Source organism: Pseudomonas wuhanensis (assembly GCF_030687395.1).
GTDB lineage: Bacteria > Pseudomonadota > Gammaproteobacteria > Pseudomonadales > Pseudomonadaceae > Aquipseudomonas > Aquipseudomonas wuhanensis.
Genome location: NZ_CP117430.1, coordinates 6,516,889 through 6,533,369, shown reverse-complemented (window position 1 = coordinate 6,533,369; position 16,481 = coordinate 6,516,889). Strand labels below are relative to the sequence as shown.

14 protein-coding genes are annotated in these 16,481 nt (G+C 59.5%); 7 read left to right on the top strand and 7 right to left on the bottom strand.

What is annotated here, in order from left to right; all coding sequences use genetic code 11:
* Positions 1 to 2: 2 nt before the first annotated feature.
* Positions 3 to 359 carry a hypothetical protein gene (locus PSH88_RS30065; RefSeq protein ID WP_030132506.1) on the bottom strand — a complete coding sequence of 119 codons (357 nt, stop codon included), beginning with the start codon at positions 357 to 359 and terminating at the stop codon, positions 3 to 5.
* Between the two features lie 27 nt (positions 360 to 386).
* Here PSH88_RS30065 and PSH88_RS30060 point away from each other — a divergent pair, with 27 nt between their 5' ends.
* On the top strand, positions 387 to 1,349 hold the full coding sequence (locus tag PSH88_RS30060; protein WP_305424352.1) for a CobW family GTP-binding protein: 963 nt from the start codon (positions 387 to 389) through the stop codon (positions 1,347 to 1,349).
* A 127-nt stretch (positions 1,350 to 1,476) separates the two neighbouring features.
* Here PSH88_RS30060 and PSH88_RS30055 read toward each other — a convergent pair whose 3' ends face one another.
* A complete protein-coding gene (locus PSH88_RS30055) occupies positions 1,477 to 1,890 on the bottom strand; it encodes a DUF3301 domain-containing protein (RefSeq protein WP_305424351.1) in 414 nt (137 codons plus the stop codon).
* A 120-nt stretch (positions 1,891 to 2,010) separates the two neighbouring features.
* Here PSH88_RS30055 and pdxY point away from each other — a divergent pair, with 120 nt between their 5' ends.
* Entirely contained in the window at positions 2,011 to 2,883 is an 873-nt protein-coding gene (gene pdxY / locus PSH88_RS30050) for a pyridoxal kinase PdxY (protein WP_305424350.1), read from the top strand.
* Positions 2,884 to 3,030: 147 nt separating this feature from the next.
* Here pdxY and PSH88_RS30045 read toward each other — a convergent pair whose 3' ends face one another.
* Complete coding sequence (locus PSH88_RS30045; RefSeq protein WP_007896533.1) at positions 3,031 to 3,513, bottom strand: acyl-CoA thioesterase; 483 nt, start codon at positions 3,511 to 3,513, stop codon at positions 3,031 to 3,033.
* Positions 3,514 to 3,710: 197 nt separating this feature from the next.
* Here PSH88_RS30045 and PSH88_RS30040 point away from each other — a divergent pair, with 197 nt between their 5' ends.
* Positions 3,711 to 5,474 carry a cation:proton antiporter gene (locus PSH88_RS30040; protein ID WP_305483437.1) on the top strand — a complete coding sequence of 588 codons (1,764 nt, stop codon included), beginning with the start codon at positions 3,711 to 3,713 and terminating at the stop codon, positions 5,472 to 5,474.
* Between the two features lie 22 nt (positions 5,475 to 5,496).
* On the opposite strand, the gene PSH88_RS30035 is transcribed toward PSH88_RS30040, so the two are convergent.
* From PSH88_RS30035 to uvrD, 3 genes are all read right to left on the bottom strand, one after another.
* The gene (locus PSH88_RS30035; protein WP_008073570.1) at positions 5,497 to 5,904 is read right to left on the bottom strand and encodes an SMI1/KNR4 family protein; all 408 of its coding nucleotides are present in this window, start codon (positions 5,902 to 5,904) and stop codon (positions 5,497 to 5,499) included.
* A 136-nt stretch (positions 5,905 to 6,040) separates the two neighbouring features.
* Positions 6,041 to 6,916 (bottom strand): Tim44 domain-containing protein, encoded by an 876-nt coding sequence (locus tag PSH88_RS30030; RefSeq protein ID WP_305424348.1) that lies wholly within the window; start codon positions 6,914 to 6,916, stop codon positions 6,041 to 6,043.
* Positions 6,917 to 7,121: 205 nt separating this feature from the next.
* Positions 7,122 to 9,305 carry a DNA helicase II gene (uvrD, locus tag PSH88_RS30025; protein ID WP_305424347.1) on the bottom strand — a complete coding sequence of 728 codons (2,184 nt, stop codon included), beginning with the start codon at positions 9,303 to 9,305 and terminating at the stop codon, positions 7,122 to 7,124.
* Positions 9,306 to 9,563: 258 nt separating this feature from the next.
* On the opposite strand from uvrD, the gene PSH88_RS30020 reads away from it, so the two are divergent.
* The 3 genes from PSH88_RS30020 to PSH88_RS30010 all read left to right on the top strand — a co-directional run bounded on the left by PSH88_RS30020 (position 9,564) and on the right by PSH88_RS30010 (position 13,966).
* Positions 9,564 to 12,437 carry an EAL domain-containing protein gene (locus tag PSH88_RS30020; RefSeq protein WP_305424346.1) on the top strand — a complete coding sequence of 958 codons (2,874 nt, stop codon included), beginning with the start codon at positions 9,564 to 9,566 and terminating at the stop codon, positions 12,435 to 12,437.
* A 272-nt stretch (positions 12,438 to 12,709) separates the two neighbouring features.
* Positions 12,710 to 13,576 carry a transcriptional regulator HexR gene (hexR, locus tag PSH88_RS30015; RefSeq protein ID WP_007896526.1) on the top strand — a complete coding sequence of 289 codons (867 nt, stop codon included), beginning with the start codon at positions 12,710 to 12,712 and terminating at the stop codon, positions 13,574 to 13,576.
* A 177-nt stretch (positions 13,577 to 13,753) separates the two neighbouring features.
* A complete protein-coding gene (locus tag PSH88_RS30010) occupies positions 13,754 to 13,966 on the top strand; it encodes a PA3496 family putative envelope integrity protein (RefSeq protein WP_123357127.1) in 213 nt (70 codons plus the stop codon).
* Here the strand turns inward: PSH88_RS30010 and PSH88_RS30005 are convergent.
* The gene (locus PSH88_RS30005; protein ID WP_305424345.1) at positions 13,908 to 14,870 is read right to left on the bottom strand and encodes a LysR family transcriptional regulator; all 963 of its coding nucleotides are present in this window, start codon (positions 14,868 to 14,870) and stop codon (positions 13,908 to 13,910) included. The genes PSH88_RS30010 and PSH88_RS30005 overlap by 59 nt on opposite strands.
* Before the next feature lie 190 nt (positions 14,871 to 15,060).
* Between PSH88_RS30005 and PSH88_RS30000 the strand changes: the two genes are divergently transcribed.
* Positions 15,061 to 16,476, top strand: coding sequence for an acetyl-CoA carboxylase biotin carboxylase subunit (locus tag PSH88_RS30000; RefSeq protein ID WP_007896523.1), 1,416 nt, complete (start codon positions 15,061 to 15,063; stop codon positions 16,474 to 16,476).
* Positions 16,477 to 16,481 lie beyond the last annotated feature (5 nt).

The following is a 16,481-nucleotide window of genomic DNA, read 5'->3' as shown; positions in this document are numbered from 1 at the left end:
GCTCAAGGTTTGAGCCAGGTTCCCTGGCTCTGGGCTTCGCAAAACGGCTTCAAATACGCCGCATCGGTGGCCACGCCGTAATAGTGAATATCCTGCCGGTAAGGCATATTGGCGACTTGAGCGTTGCTGCACACCCCGAACGCGCCAGTAGGGCATTGATCGACGTACTGCACCTCGACTTTCTGCCCCGGCAGATTCGGCTGGCAGAATCCGTCGGCGAACAGTTTTTCCGGGATGTTGCGGTTTTGCTGACAAACCTTCACGTCGAGCCGCTCAGCCGTGCTGTGCACCACGCAGGCCTGGGCCAGCGCGTCGCCCGATGTGAGCGCCAGAAGCAACGACCATCCCATCAACCGCATTCTTTACCTCCTCAGAAAACCTCGACAATGTTGCACAACATTCCCACCCACGTCATTGCCGGCCCGTTGGGGGCCGGCAAGACCAGCCTGATCAAGCACCTGCTGGCGCAACGGCCCGCGGGTGAGCGCTGGGCGGTGCTGATCAACGAGTTCGGCCAGATCGGCCTGGATGCCGCGCTGTTGACCCAGGACGCCGATGGTATCGCACTGGGGGAAGTGGCCGGGGGCTGTTTGTGTTGCGTCAATGGTGCACCGTTTCAGATCGGCCTCGGGCGATTGCTGCGCAAGGCACGACCGGATCGACTGTTCATTGAACCCTCGGGGCTAGGACATCCGGCGCAATTGCTCAGCCAATTGAGTGAGCCCCCGTGGCAAGGCGTCCTGGCGGTGCAGCCGTGCGTGCTGGTTTTGGACGCGCAAGCGCTCGCGGCGGGAAAACCGCTGCCTGAGGCGCAACAGCAAGCCTTGAACAGTGCCGGGTTGCTGTTGCTGAACAAGGCCGAAGACCTCGACGACAGTGATCGCCAGCGAATCGCCGCACAGTTGCCGGTGCGCCCCTTGTACTGGACGCAGCAAGCGGTCTTGCCGTTGAGTGAGTTGCCGGGGCTCGGGGCTCAGGCTGTCGGGGGTGTGGATAACCTTGTCGTGCCCAAGGGATTGGCGCAGATGCCGGCCATCTGGACCGATTCGACGTTGCCGATTTGCTTGAGTCAGGCGCAGGAGGGTGGCTGGAGCGTTGGATGGCGGTGGCATCCGAGTCAGGTATTCGACTCCGTATTGATCGGGGAGTGGCTTGAGCGCCTTGAATGGCGGCGGGCGAAGCTGGTTATCCACAGTGTTGAGGGGTGGGTGTCGGCGAATGCGGTGGATAACTCGGTACTGGATTGGCAAGCCAGCGAATGGCGTCGGGATTCGCGTATCGAGTTGATTTTCAGTGAGCTGCAGGCTGTCCAAGAACTGCAGGAAGGTTTGGCGAGGTGCCGCACCTAGGCAAATTAGCGAGTTTTTGTGCGGTTTTTGAAGGCCTCATCGCGGGCAAGCCCGCTCCCACAGGTGCAGTGTGAACCTTGTGGGAGCGAGCTTGCCCGCGATTGGTTTTAACAGACTGACACCCGACTCAAGGACGCCACTTGGTGTGCTCTTGCCGCCACTGACTCAATTCAATCACCTCGGCTCTGGGCTTCGCGATATCAACCACCGGCGGTGTGTCGTCGAACGGCATCGGGTAGGGCGCGAGCTCGATCTGTGCGCTATGGGCGCCGAACTGGATGATGGTGCCGGTATGGCGGGTCTCGCCAGTCACGGTGAATTCGAAGTTATACACACGGGCCAGGCGCCGACGGCCATTGGCGTCTTTAATAAAGGCGATCTTCTTCAAGGCTACGTTGCCGTCCAGTAGCTCGATTCGCAGCTTGGCGCAATGCTGTATGACCCGCTCCAGCGCGCGTTCGCGCAAGCCGTGGTTGTGCCACAACCACGCGCCACCGGTGGCGAGCAGCATCAGCACAAAGATATTTCCGAGGGTCAGCATCAACAGGGTGCTCCAACAAGATAGTGCCAGCTTAACTGTGTCGCCGGTCTGTCGTACAGGCTGCGTTTAGTCGCATACTGCGCGGCTTGAATTTCAATCGTTTGACGGAAAACTCACCGCATGAAACGTACGCCCCATGTGCTCGCCATCCAGTCCCACGTGGTGTTCGGCCACGCTGGCAACAGCGCCGCGGTTTTCCCGATGCAGCGGGTCGGGGTGAACGTGTGGCCGCTCAATACCGTGCAGTTCTCCAACCACACGCAATATGGCCAGTGGGCCGGAGAGGTGCTGGCCCCGCATCAGATTCCGGAATTGGTAGAAGGAATCGCGGCGATCGGCGAGCTGGGTAATTGCGACGCCGTGTTGTCTGGCTACCTCGGCAGCGCGGCTCAGGGCCGGGCGATACTCGCGGGCGTGGAACGAATCAAATCGATCAATCCCAAAGCGCTGTACCTCTGCGACCCGGTGATGGGTCATCCGGAGAAGGGCTGCACCGTCCCAGCTGAGGTCAGCGATTTTCTGCTGGAAGAGGCGGCGGCAATGGCCGACTTCATGTGCCCGAACCAGTTGGAGCTGAACAGTTTCTCGGGGCACAAGGCGCAGTCGTTGTTCGATTGCCTGGCGATGGCTCGCGCGCTGTTGGCGCGCGGCCCGAAGGCGGTGCTGGTCAAGCATCTGGACTATCCCGGCAAACCGGCGGAGGGCTTCGAGATGTTGCTGGTGACCACTGAAGGCAGCTGGCACCTGCGTCGGCCGCTGCTGGCGTTTCCGCGTCAGCCGGTGGGCGTTGGCGATCTGACTGCCGGGTTGTTCCTGGCGCGTGTGCTGCAGGGTGACAATCTGGTGAGCGCCTTCGAATTCACCGCGGCGGCGGTGCATGAAGTGCTGCTGGAAACCCAGGCTTGCGCCAGCTATGAGCTGGAACTGGTGCGGGCGCAGGACCGGATCGCCCATCCGCGGGTGCGGTTCGAGGCGACAGCGATCAGCCTCTGAGCTTCGCGTCGACCCCATTCGCGAGCAAACCCGCTCCCACACGAGTTCTCTGTCGTACACGAAAATTGTGTGCGCTGAAAATCTATTGTGGGAGCGGGCTTGCTCGCGAAGACGATTCAATGACCACCGTCAAACTGACTGAACAGCTCAGGCGTCGCCCTTGATGTCCTGATAACGCTTTTCCAGTTCCTGACGAATCTGCCGACGCTGCTGGGCCTGCATGTAACGACGCTTGTCTTCACTGTTCTGCGGTTGCAGCGGCGGGACTGCGGCCGGTTTGCGCTGGTCATCCACCGCGACCATGGTGAAGAAGCAGCTGTTGGTGTGACGCACCGAGCGCTCGCGGATGTTCTCGGTCACGACCTTGATGCCCACCTCCATCGAGGTGTTGCCGGTGTAGTTGACCGAGGCCAGAAAGGTCACCAGTTCACCGACGTGAATCGGTTCGCGGAAAATCACCTGATCCACCGACAGGGTCACTACATAGCGGCCGGCGTACCGGCTGGCGCAAGCGTAGGCCACTTCATCGAGGTATTTGAGCAGGGTGCCGCCGTGGACATTGCCAGAGAAGTTGGCCATGTCGGGGGTCATCAATACCGTCATCGACAGCTGGGCGTTTCCGGGTTCCATAACGTACTCACGGGTTCAAGGCAGGATTTCAGGGTTACACCTCTGTGGGTGCTTGATTTTCAAACCAACAGTTATCGGGACGCCGGGCGGGGGGCCGCCGTCACGCCCGAATCGATCTGTTTCCATATATTGCACCCTCTTCCCGCCGGAAGTCGCGATGTTACCCTTCAAAAGCCCACCCCAAGGAGCCACACACCATGCACGCCATCAGTTTCATTCAGGATCTGGCAGTGATCATGTTGATCGCAGGGGTGGTGACCGTGCTCTTTCATCGTCTCAAACAACCGGTGGTGCTTGGCTACATCGTCGCCGGCTTCATCATCGGCCCGCACACGCCGCCGTTCAGCCTGATCCACGACGAAGCAACCATTAAAACCCTCGCCGAGCTCGGGGTGATTTTCCTGATGTTCTGCCTGGGCCTGGAGTTCAGCCTGCGCAAGCTGTTCAAGGTCGGCGCCACAGCGTTCATCGCAGCGTTCCTGGAAATCGTCCTGATGATCTGGATCGGCTATGAAATCGGCCGCTGGTTCGAGTGGAATACCATGGATTCGCTGTTCCTCGGTGCGATCCTGGCGATTTCCTCGACCACCATCATCGTTAAGGCGCTCAACGACCTGAAGATGAAGAATGAGCGTTTTGCGCAGCTGATCTTCGGCGTACTGATCGTCGAAGACATCCTCGGCATCGGCATCATCGCGTTGCTGTCGAGCATCGCGGTCAGCGGCACGGTCAGTTCCGGCGAAGTGTTTTCCACGGTCGGAAAGCTTTCACTGTTTATGATTGTCGCACTGGTTATTGGCATTTTGCTGGTGCCGCGACTGCTGGCTTACGTGGCTAAATTCGAGAGCAACGAGATGTTGCTGATCACCGTGCTGGGCCTGTGTTTCGGCTTCTGTCTGCTAGTGGTCAAACTTGAATACAGCATGGTCCTCGGCGCGTTCCTGATCGGCGCGATCATGGCCGAATCGCGGCAACTGCTGAAAATCGAGCAGTTGATCGAGCCGGTTCGCGACTTGTTCAGTGCGATTTTCTTCGTCGCCATCGGCCTGATGCTCGACCCGACGATCCTGCTGCAATACGCCTGGCCGATCGCGGTGATCACCGTGGCTGTGGTGCTGGGCAAGATGTTGTCCTGCGGCCTCGGTGCCTTTATCGCCGGTAATGACGGACGCACCTCACTGCGCGTGGGGATGGGGCTTTCACAGATTGGCGAATTCTCCTTCATCATCGCGGCGCTGGGCATGACGCTGCAGGTCACCAGCAACTTCCTTTATCCAGTGGCGGTGGCCGTCTCGGTGATCACCACGCTGTTGACGCCGTATCTGATTCGCGCGGCCGATCCGCTGTCGATCAAGCTTGCTGCGGTGATGCCGCAGCGTCTGGGTCGTGTGCTGGGGATGTATGGCGAATGGCTGCGCAGCATTCAGCCTCAGGGCGAGGGCGCACTGTTGGCGTCGATGATTCGGCGGATTCTATTGCAGGTAGGGGTCAATCTGGCGTTGGTGACTGCGATCTTTCTCTCAGGCGCGTTCTTCGCCGAGCGCATGTCCGTTTACCTGCAGGACTGGATCAGCGATCCGAGCTGGCAGAAAGCATTGATCTGGGGCGGGGCGTTGCTGTTGTCGCTGCCGTTCCTGATCGCCGCCTATCGCAAGCTCAAGGCACTGTCGATGTTGCTGGCAGAGATGGGCGTGAAGCCGGAAATGGCTGGCCGCCACACGCAGCGAGTGCGTCGGGTGATCGCCGAAGTGATCCCGATACTCTCGCTGTTAGTGATTTTCCTGCTGCTGGCAGCCTTGTCGGCCAGTATTCTGCCGACCAACAAGTTGCTGGTGCTGATCGTCATAGTCGCGGCCGCGGTGGCGGCGCTGCTCTGGCGCTGGTTCATTCGCGTGCATACGCGGATGCAGGTGGCCTTACTGGAAACGCTGGACAATCACAAGGACTCGTCCGGGCATTGACCACGCAATGCATCAGGACGGATCAGCTTTCCAGCCAGACGTCCCGCGCCCAGTGCCAGACCGATTCCCAGGTTTCTTCGGCAAGCAATTCTTCCTCGGCCAGCCACAGCACCACGGTGCCGTCTTCTTCGACCAGGTAGTAATTGTCACCGTCCTGGCAGATCGGAATCATGCTGCGATCGACGCCAGCATCCCAGGCGTTGGCGGCAACGTCCGGCAGGTAGGTGTGGGACTGCGGGTCGGTGACAGTCACCGGCTCCAGGCTGCCGTAGACCACATCGCTGACGGTCAGCAAAAATTCTCTGAAGACGAACGGGATGTCGATGAACAGTTGTTCTTCGATTTCCACAATCTGATCTTCGTCGGGTAACTCCAAGGGGACCGGTACCGGTTCGTTGGCTTCACGCAGTTGTTCGATGATTTCTTCCACGTCCGGGATCCTCTTGCTTGATGGCGCGGTTTAGTTGGGGCGGTTTATACAGTAGCTCGCTATAGATGCAACCGCGAAATAGAAAACCCCGGCCGAGGCCGGGGTTTTATTACAACAGGTGAAACGCGGGAAGTGATCAGCCGTTCTGGCGGATACCGGCCACCAGCCAAGGCTGGTTTTCGCCCTGTAGACGTTCCATGTTCCAGCTTTCGCTGAACACTTCGCCCTGGTCGAAGCGCGAGGACTTCGACACGCCGCTGAAGGTCAGGGTGGCGATGGTCTTGTCCGCACGGTCATCAACGCCATCCAGTTGTACCTGGAGGTTATCGATGTAGGTCGACTGGAAGCCGTCGCCCAGGTCGGCACGTTCGCGCTTGAGGAACTCCAGCAGTTGTGGAGTCACGAACTCGGCGATCTTGTCCATTTCGTTGGCGTCCCAGTGTTGTTGCAGGGACTGGAAGTGGTTGCGGGCCGCTTCAATGAAGTTGTTTTCATTGAACCAGGCTGGCGCGTTGATCACCGGACGAGCGGCAGCAGGTGCGGCCGAGCCGCCGAAGATCGAACCCATGGCTGTTGGTTTCTGTTCGAAGACTTCACGCTGCATCGGCGCGCCGGCTGGAGCCATGTGCTCCTGCTGCTTGCGACGACGAGCGGCGATGAAACGGAAGACCAGGAAGGCAATGACCGCCATGATCAGGATGTCGAAGATCTGCATGCCCTGGAAGCCATCGCCCATGAACATGGAGGCCAGCAGGCCACCAGCCGCGATACCGGCCAGGGGGCCGAGCCAGCGCGAAGCACCGCTGGCCTTGGTAGCGGCGCCAGCAGCACCGGCCGCGCCCGCAGTGGCAGCAGCGCCGCCTGCAGCAGAAGAAGGAGCCATTTGGCTGGTCTGGTGAGTCGGCGCAGCGCCGGAGCTCTTGCCACCACCAAAGCGCTTGGCGGCATTGGCGTCGAGGCTCATCGTCAGGCCAATGCACAACGCCATGGCGATGCTAAGAAAACGTTTCATAAAGGGAATTCCCATTTGTGGAAGGCACGCGCGCCATGTTGCACAGCTGAAGTGTTACTGGCTAGCGGCAGAGTGTTTCGGGCTTTTGCCTGACAGGTTGTGTTCAGCTTCAGTCAGCGCAATAAGGCCTGTTAACTTTGGTCTGTAGGACGAGTGGATAAGTTCTGTAGGAGTCAGGGCTCCCACAAAAGGCTCTTGGTTGTCTTTATACCGCTTCCAGCTTGGCGTAACCCAGCATCAACCACTTGCTGCCTTCGCTGAAGTTCACCTGTACCCGCGCCTGAGCGCCAGCGCCTTCGAAATTCAGGATCACACCATCGCCAAACACCGAATGCCGCACGGTCTGGCCGAGGCTGAACCCGGTGTCCGGGATCTCGCTGCCGCCGAACAGGCTGCTGGAGCTCTGCTGCTGGCCACCACCGAACGGACGGCTGACGCTGTTGGACAGCCGCACTTCCTGGATCAGGCCTTTCGGCACTTCACGTACGAAACGCGACACTTTGTTGTAGGTCTCGCTGCCGTACAGGCGTCGGGTTTCAGCATAGGTCAGCACCAGGTTCTGCATCGCCCGGGTGATACCGACGTAGGCCAGACGGCGTTCCTCTTCAAGACGGCCGGGTTCTTCCAGGCTCATCTTGTGCGGAAACAGGCCCTCTTCCATGCCCACCAGGAACACGTAAGGGAATTCCAGGCCCTTGGCGCTGTGCAGGGTCATCAACTGAATGCTGTCTTCGTGCTCATCGGCCTGGGTGTCTCCGGCCTCCAGTGAGGCGTGACCGAGGAACGCTGACAGTGGCGACTGCTCTTCATCCTCTTCCGGATTTTCGAAGTTGCGCGCGGCGCTGACCAGTTCCTCAAGGTTTTCTACCCGGGCCTGGCCTTTCTCGCCTTTTTCCGCCTGGTGGTAAGCAATCAACCCCGATTGCTCGATCACGGTTTGGGTCATCAAGTGAAGCGGCATTTCCAGGCACTTGGCGGCGAGGTCGTCGATCAGCTCCATAAACGCCCCCAGGGCGCCGGCAGCACGGCCAGTCAGGCCTTTGTTGGCCACCAGCTGACGCATGGCTTCCCACATTGACACATGGCTGTGGCGCGCATGATCGCGGATGGCTTCGACGGTTTTTTCGCCAATGCCACGGGCCGGAACGTTGATCACCCGCTCTAGCGCCGCATCGTTGCCACGGCCTTCCAGCAAACGCATGTACGCCATGGCGTTCTTGATTTCTGCCCGTTCGAAGAAGCGCTGGCCGCCATAAATGCGGTACGGAATGCGCTCACGGAGCAAGGCTTCTTCCAAAACGCGCGATTGGGCGTTGGAGCGGTACAAAATCGCGATATCGCTGCGGGCCAAGCCTGTTTTCAGCGCGCTTTCGATGGTTTCAACCACGTAGCGTGCTTCATCGTGTTCGTTGAAGGCGGCGTACAGATTGATCGCTTCGCCTTCGCCGCCATCGGTCCACAGCTCTTTGCCCATGCGCCCGGTATTGTTGGCGATCAGGGCGTTGGCGGCTTTGAGGATCCCGGCTGTGGAGCGGTAGTTTTGCTCCAGGCGAATAATCTGGGCATCCGGGAAGTCGTCCGAATACTGATAAATGTTCTCGATTTTCGCGCCACGCCAGCCGTAGATCGACTGATCGTCGTCGCCAACCACCATCAGGCTGTCGCCACCCTTGGCCAGCAGACGCAACCAGGCGTACTGCACGGCGTTGGTGTCCTGGAACTCGTCCACCAGAATGTGCCGGAAGCGCTTCTGATAATGGGCGAGCAGGCCCGGGTTATCGCGCCACAGATCGAGGGCGCGCAGCAGCAGTTCAGAGAAGTCGATGACGCCGGCGCGCAGGCACGCGGCCTCATAGGCTTCATAAATGCTGCGCATGGTTGCCAGGAACAGATCGCCGCTGGCTTGAATATGTTGCGGACGCAGACCTTCGTCTTTCTGCCCGTTGATAAACCACTGGGCCTGTCGGACCGGCCAGCGTTGCTCGTCCAGGCCCAGCTCGCGGATCACCCGCTTGACCAGTCGTTGCTGGTCGTCGCTGTCGAGAATCTGGAAGGTCTGGCTCAGGCCGGCTTCCTGCCAGTGCGCCCGCAGCAAGCGGTGCGCCAGGCCGTGGAAGGTGCCGACCCACATGCCGGCCGGGTTGATACCCATCAGCTGCTCGATGCGATGACGCATCTCGGCAGCGGCCTTGTTGGTGAAGGTCACCGACAGAATGGAGTGGGGCGAGGCGTTTTCGACCTGGATCAACCAGGCGATACGGTGCACCAGCACTCGGGTTTTACCGGAACCAGCACCGGCCAGGACCAACTGACGACCCACGGAGGCAGCTACGGCCTGACGTTGGGCATCGTTGAGGGAGTTCAGCAGAAGGGAGAGATCATCGCGCATCAGGGCATTCTAGGGTGCGGCGTCACACCGGGCAAACCGAGCTTTGCATTAGCCGATGAAAGAAATACCGATGACGACCGGTCGGTCACCGGCTGCAAGCGTGGGCGGTGCGCGTCTGGCCGCTTTTGGACCGGGGCGGGCGGCTCAAACTTTCGTCTGTTTTATGACCTTGGACTGTTTGGTCCGGTCATTTGCTTGTGTATGCTCCGTTCACAATTCGGGCTCTCATGCTCAACTATAAGAACAAGAACATTGCCTATGACCCTCAGCTCCGACCTGTCGGGCCCCTCTGTGGAGCCTCGGGTTATCCGCAAACAGTACGCCATGGAGATGGCGGTCGAACGCACGCGCCTGCTGTACCAAGGCTCGCTGTTGCCCACGCTGTTCATGCTGATCAACGGTCTGGTGTGCGCCGGCTTGCTCTGGAGCCCGCAGCGTTACTTTGTGGTCAGCGTCTGGTTGATTTGGTTATTGTCGCTGGTGGCGTTGCGGGTGATTCAGGTCGCGGCCTTCGATTCGGCGATCCCCAACCGTCAGGCCCATCCGGTCTGGCGTCGCATGTTCATGCTCGGCTCTGCGATGACTGGCCTGACCCTGGCCGGTGCCGGTATCGCGTTGGTGCCCGCTGACAATTTCATGCAGCAAGCCTGGGTGTTCGGCCTGATCGGCGCCGCGGCGCTCTCGGCCAGTGTCGCTTATGCTGTCAGCTTGCCGGCTTTTCTGTCCTTTACCTTGCCCTGTCTGTTGCCGGCCATCGGCTATCTGTTCTGGGGCGGGGACGAGCAGGAACAGGGCTGGGGTTGGTTTGGGCTGATTTTGCTGGGTTCGTTGAGCGTGGTCGCCTGGCAGGTCAATCGGCTGATCAACCAAGGGCTGCTGCGGCGCTTTCAAAATCAGGCCCTGATCGAGCACTTGCAGCAGGCGCAAAGTCGCAGCGATCAGCTCAACCAAGAGCTGGGCAAGGAAGTCGACCAGCGCCGACGAGCCGAAGACGAATTGCGCGAAACTCAGGTCGACCTCGAGAATCGAGTCGCCCAACGCAGTCTGGAGCTGGACGCCGCCAACCAGGCCTTGAGCAAGAGCGAAGCGCGGCTGGCGCTGGCATTGAAGGCGAGCGAGCTCGGGTTGTGGGACTGGAACCTGCAGACAGACGAAGTCCATCACACCCAACTCCAGGAGCTGTTCGGGCTGGAGCCGGAATACGTGACAGCGATGCTCCGCCACCTCAAGCCCAGGCTGCACCCCGACGACTTGCCATCGCTGAAGCGGGCGCTGGTCGAGCATTTGAAGGGCCGCAGCGAGGATTACCAGATCGAGTATCGGGTACGGCATGGCGATGGCCATTGGGTCTGGATCGAGGATCGTGGTCGAGCGGTGGAGCGCGCCGAGAACGGCCGGGTGATCCGCATGGTCGGCACCCGCCGCGATATCAGCGCCAGCAAGGGCCTGGAAGAACAGCGCCAACTGGCGGCGACAGTGTTCGAGGCGGCCAGCGAAGGCATTGTGATTTTCGACCCGAATTACGCGCTGATCGCGGTCAATCAGGCTTTCAGTCGGGTGACTGGCTATGAAATCGACGACATGCTTGGGCGCAACGTGGTCGATTTGCCTTGCAGCCGCGACGCCCGCCGGCATTACGCAGCGATTCGTCAGGCGCTGGAGCAGCACGGTAGTTGGCAGGGCGAGTTGGTCGAGACCCGCAAGAATGGCGAGTTGTATCCGCAATGGCTGCAATTGAATGCCGTGCGCGATTCACGGGGAAATGTGAGCCATATTGTCGGCTTCTTCGCCGATCTGTCTGCTCGGCGTGAATCCGAAGAGCGCATGCGCTACCTCACGCATTACGACGAACTCACGGGATTGGCCAACCGTTCGTTGTTCCACGAACGGCTGCGTGAGGCTCATCAGCGGGTGCGCCAGGGCGGTCGGCGCAGTCTGGCATTACTGCACATCAATCTGGATCGCTTCAAACTGCTCAACGATAGCCTCGGCCATGAAATTGCCGATCAGCTGTTACAGAAAATGTCCCGGCGGCTGGTCAATGCGCTGCCGGAAGCGGACACCATCGCCCGGTTGTCCGGCGATGAATTTGCGGTGCTGTTCGACGCCTACGGCAACCTGTCGAGCCTGGCGCGTGTGGCGACCCGATTGTCGACCAAACTGCGTTTGCCGATCACCGTCCAGGGGCATGAACTGGTGATGAGCGCATCCATGGGCATCAGCCTCTTGCCGGACACCGCGCGGGAGATTTCTGCGCTGGTCAGCCAGTCGAACATGGCCATGCAGCATGCCAAACACTTGGGCGGCAACAACTTCCAGTTCTATACAGACAGCCTGCAAGCCAGCACGCTCGAGCGTTTGCAGCTCGAGAACCAATTGCGCAAAGCCATCGAAGAAAAGCAGCTGAAAGTGTTTTATCAACCGAAACTCTGCCTCGCCACCGGCCGGCTGAATGCCGCCGAGGCGTTGGTACGCTGGAATCATCCGACCCTGGGCCAGGTACCGCCGGGGGATTTCATCGGTCTGGCCGAGGAAACCGGGTTGATCGGTGCTATCGGCGAGTTCGTTTTGCGCCAGGCCTGTTGGCAAGCTTGTGAGTGGCAGCGTCAGGGACTGGAGCCGATTCGGGTGTCGGTCAACCTGTCGGTGCATCAACTGCGTCAGGGAAAACTGGTCAGCCTGGTGCGCCAGGTGCTGGAGGAAACCGGTCTGGCGCCGCACTACCTGGAACTGGAACTCACCGAAAGCCAGTTGCTGGACAGCGTCGAGCACATCATTGCGACCTTCCAGCAGTTGCGCGACCTTGGGGTGAAGCTGGCGATCGACGATTTTGGCACTGGCTATTCGTCTCTGAACTACCTCAAGCGCATCCCCGTGGACTACGTGAAAATCGATCAGGCATTTATCCGTGGGCTGGGGGAGAGCAGTGAAGATGCGGCGATCACCCGGGCGATTATCGCGATGGCGCATGGCCTGTCGCTGAAAGTGGTGGCTGAAGGCGTCGAGCGACCGGAGCAGTTGGAGTTTCTGAAAGCCGAGCGCTGCGATGAAGTACAGGGCTATTGGGTCAGCCGTCCGGTCGAGGCCGCCGACCTGGCCGAGCTTTTACGTCGCGACGCCAACCCTTTGTAGCAGCTGCCGAAGGCTGCGTTCGGCTGCGTAGCAGTCGTAAAACCTGCGAAACCGGATTTTTCCTGTTAAACCGTATTCATCTTCACCACTGCTTCGCAGCCGAACGCAGGCTTCGCCAGCTGCTACACGGACCGAGAGGGCTACATGAAGCCCATCATGCATGAAATGGGGACATTGAGTTACGCATTGAGCAGGCAAAAAGCCGATTCATGTAGTATAACTACAAGCGTGCTACATCCCCGGCACCTGCCAATAACAAAGAGTCCAGCCCCTTGAATCTGCTGCAACACATCGCCCAGTCACGCCACCTGTTACGCAAGTCGGAGCTCAAGGTCGCCGACCACGTGCTGCTTGATCCTGCGGCGGTGATGCACAGTTCCATGGCCGACCTGGCCCACAGCGTGGGCATCAGCGAGCCGACCATCGTGCGGTTTTGCCGCGCCATCGGTTGCTCCGGGTTTCAGGATTTGAAGCTGAAACTGGCGCAAAGCCTGGCGGCTGGCGCGAGCTTCGGGCAATTCGCGATCCATGAAGACGATTCGGTCGCCGATTACAGCCTGAAAATCTTCGACACCACCCTGCACACCCTGATGGAAGTTCGCGAGAAACTCGATCCGGTGGAGTTGCAGAGGGCGGTGTCGCTCATGTCTCAGGCCCAGCGTGTCGAGTTCTATGGATTCGGTGCTTCGGGCGCAGTGGCGGCGGATGCCCAGCACAAGTTCTTCCGTTTGCTGCTGACTGCAGCGGCGTATTCCGACCCGCACATGCAGGCGATGTCGGCGGTTACCCTGAAACCGAGCGACGTGGCGATCTGCATTTCCCAGTCGGGGCGTTCCAAGGATCTGTTGATCACCGCCAATCTGGTGCGCGAGAGTGGCGCTTCGTTGATCACGTTGTGCCCGAGCCAGACGCCGTTGGCCGAGCTGTCGACCGTCAATCTGGCGATCGATGTGCACGAAGACACCGAAATCTATACGCCGCTGACGTCGCGCATTGCGCACCTGGTGGTGATCGATGTGCTGGCGATGGGTGTGGCCATGGCCCGCGGTCCGAGCCTGGTCAATCACCTGAAAAGCGTCAAACGCAGCCTTCGCAGCTTGCGGCTGTCGCCCAAGTCAGTAAAAGCCCTCGACGATTGAGCTCGATCTGATATTGCCGGAAGGTCGTTCCGACCTTTTCGCGGGCTTGCCCGCGAAGGCGTCCTCAAAAACACCCTGTCATCTGCCAATGTTCACACCTCTGTAACCCTCCCGCCGCCAAACCGTCATCCCTCGCACCTATCTTGTAACTCCCGTACTCGCCTTGGGAGACTCGAAATGGCTCAGCCCTACGAAGAACGCAACAGCGCCGTCAAGACCCGTCGTCAGCAAGAAGATCAGCGCCGCATGGAATTTCGCCGCGCCATCGAAGATCGCTGCGAACGCCGCCAGCTACTGGCCGAAATTGGCGATTTTCCTGAAGACCTCGAACTCAACTATTGGCAGGCAGCACCGGTAGCTTCCCGTCGAAACGCCCAACCAACGCGCTGATCTGCGTCCGTTCGCTGCGGATAAACGCAAGGAATGCGTGGGCCACCGGCGACAGCCGTTTGGCCTTGGCCTGCACCAGGCACCAGCTACGCAGCAGCGGCAGCTCTTCGACCGGCAGCTCAATCAGGGCGCCGGTCGCCAACTCAAGGTTCAGGGCGTGGCGCGTCAATAGCGCCAGGCCCAGACCCGCCAATACGCATTCACGCTGAGCTTCGGCCGAGGCGACCTCCTGGGTCTGGGTGAAATGCACGCGCTTCTCTTTGAAATACTCTTCGCACGCCAATCGCGTACCGGAACCGGGTTCGCGCAACAGCAGCGTGTAGGGTTCCAGATCCTGCAAGCGCAACGGCCCCATGTGGCACAGCGGATGATCCGGCGGCGCCACGGCTACAATCGGGTTGTTGAGGAACGGCAGAAACTCCAGCCCCATGTCTTGTGGGACCATCGACATGATCACCAAGTCATCACGGTTGTCCGACAGTCGCCGAATAACCTGGCCACGATTGACCACTGTCAGGTGCAGGTTTACTTCCGGGTGCTGGCGCTTGAAGGCGGCAAACAGATGCGGTACGAAATACTTGGCGCTGGATTCCACCGCCAGTTTCAGCTGACCCTGCAATGAGCCTTGCATGTCCGATAGCTGCATATCGAGGTTTTCCAGGCGCCCGAAAATATCCCGGCTGGCGCGCTGCAGTGCTTCGGCCGCCTCGGTCATGTAGAGTTTTTTGCCGACATAATCGAACAACGGTTGTCCGATCAGCTCTTCGAGTTGACGAATCTGTAGGCTCACGGCAGGTTGTGTGAGAGACATTTCGTCGGCAGCGCGGCTGTAGGACCTTAAATCGCACACCTCATTGAAGATCTGCAATTGACGCAATGTCATACGCATCAATGACTTACGCATTTTCTAGAGATCCTGAGCGGAGGCTGATGCCTCAACTATAAGTCTTTGCTTATGTGTAACCCAATTATTATTCATTTTTGTTAATCCCTTGCGAGAGCTAGTGTGGAGCTGCGACTGAATTGAAACATTTGGTCACGCGTCGACCTGGTGTGACAGGTCGTGGGTACCACCGGCTCAAGGGAACCTCCAAGTGATAAAAAAGATCCTGATCGCCAACCGTGGTGAGATTGCCGTACGAATCGTGCGTGCCTGCGCGGAAATGGGCATTCGCTCGGTCGCGATCTATTCCGACGCCGACCGCCATGCCTTGCATGTGAAGCGTGCGGACGAGGCCCACAGCATCGGTGCTGAACCACTGGCCGGCTATCTGAACCCGCGCAAGCTGGTGAATCTGGCGGTGGAAACCGGTTGCGATGCATTGCACCCTGGCTACGGCTTCCTTTCGGAAAATGCCGAGCTGGCGGACATCTGCGCCGAACGCGGTATCAAATTCATTGGTCCATCGGCTGAAGTGATTCGCCGCATGGGCGACAAGACCGAAGCGCGCCGCAGCATGATCAAGGCCGGCGTACCGGTCACCCCAGGCACCGAAGGCAACGTGTCGGGCATCGAAGAAGCCCTGACCGAAGGTGACCGCATCGGTTACCCGGTGATGCTCAAGGCCACATCCGGTGGTGGCGGCCGCGGCATTCGTCGCTGCAACAGCCGCGAAGAACTCGAACAAGCCTTTCCACGAGTGATTTCCGAAGCCACCAAGGCTTTCGGTTCGGCGGAAGTGTTCCTGGAAAAATGCATCGTCAATCCGAAGCACATCGAAGCGCAGATTCTCGGCGACAGCTTTGGCAACGTAGTGCACCTGTTCGAGCGTGACTGCTCGATCCAGCGTCGCAACCAGAAGCTGATCGAGATCGCTCCGAGCCCACAACTGACCCCGGAACAGCGCGCCTATATCGGCGACCTGTCGGTGCGCGCAGCCAAGGCCGTGGGCTACGAGAACGCCGGCACCGTGGAGTTCCTGCTCGCCGAGGGCGAGGTGTACTTCATGGAGATGAACACCCGGGTGCAGGTGGAACACACCATCACCGAAGAAATTACCGGCATCGACATCGTTCGCGAGCAGATCCGCATCGCCTCCGGCCTGCCGCTTTCGGTGAAACAGGAAGACATCCAGCACCGCGGTTTCGCGCTGCAGTTCCGGATTAACGCCGAAGACCCGAAAAACAACTTCCTGCCGAGCTTCGGCAAGATCACCCGTTACTACGCGCCTGGCGGTCCCGGCGTGCGCACCGATACAGCGATCTACACCGGCTACACCATTCCGCCGTTCTACGATTCCATGTGCCTGAAACTGGTGGTCTGGGCGCTGACTTGGGAAGAAGCGATGGACCGTGGCTTGCGAGCTCTGGACGACATGCGTCTGCAAGGGGTCAAGACCACCGCCGCGTATTACCAGGAAATCCTCCGTAACCCGGAATTCCGTAGCGGCCAGTTCAACACCAGCTTCGTTGAAAGCCACCCTGAACTGACCAACTACTCGATCAAGCGCAAACCCGAAGAGCTGGCCCTGGCCATCGCCGCCGCCATCGCCGCCCACGCAGGCCTGTGAGGAAT